This is a genomic window from Robertmurraya sp. DFI.2.37 (assembly GCF_029211245.1).
GTDB classification, from domain to species: domain Bacteria; phylum Bacillota; class Bacilli; order Bacillales; family Cytobacillaceae; genus Robertmurraya; species Robertmurraya methanolica_A.
In genome coordinates this window covers 1-302 of sequence record NZ_JARGEJ010000631.1, presented here as the reverse complement: position 1 = coordinate 302, position 302 = coordinate 1, and the positions used below count along the sequence as shown (strand labels likewise).

The window sequence follows — 302 nt, the reverse complement described above, 5'->3', positions numbered from 1 at the left end:
GTTTAACTCCGAAAAAGGCTTAGGATTTATTGAAGTAGAAGGTGGAGAAGATGTATTCGTTCATTACTCTGCTATCCAAAGCGAATGGTTTAAAACCCTAGAAGAGGGTCAAGAGGTTACTTTCGACATTGAAGAAGGTCAACGCGGACCACAAGCTGTTAACGTTACTAAAGCTTAACAGTTAAATATGGAGGAGTACATACGGGTTTGTCAAGAAAAGTGTGTAAGTTATTCTAGATACTTCTTTACACGATTCTTCAGGTGGTCATGAATTAACAGTTGATTCATGACCATAGCCCATT

At 38.4% G+C, this 302-nt stretch carries 1 protein-coding gene; it reads left to right on the top strand.

Annotated features, from left to right (window positions below; all coding sequences use genetic code 11):
• A partial coding sequence (locus PZE06_RS28000) for a cold-shock protein (protein WP_275792403.1) occupies window positions 1-178 on the top strand: 178 nt, incomplete at its 5' end.
• Window positions 179-302: the final 124 nt, after the last annotated feature.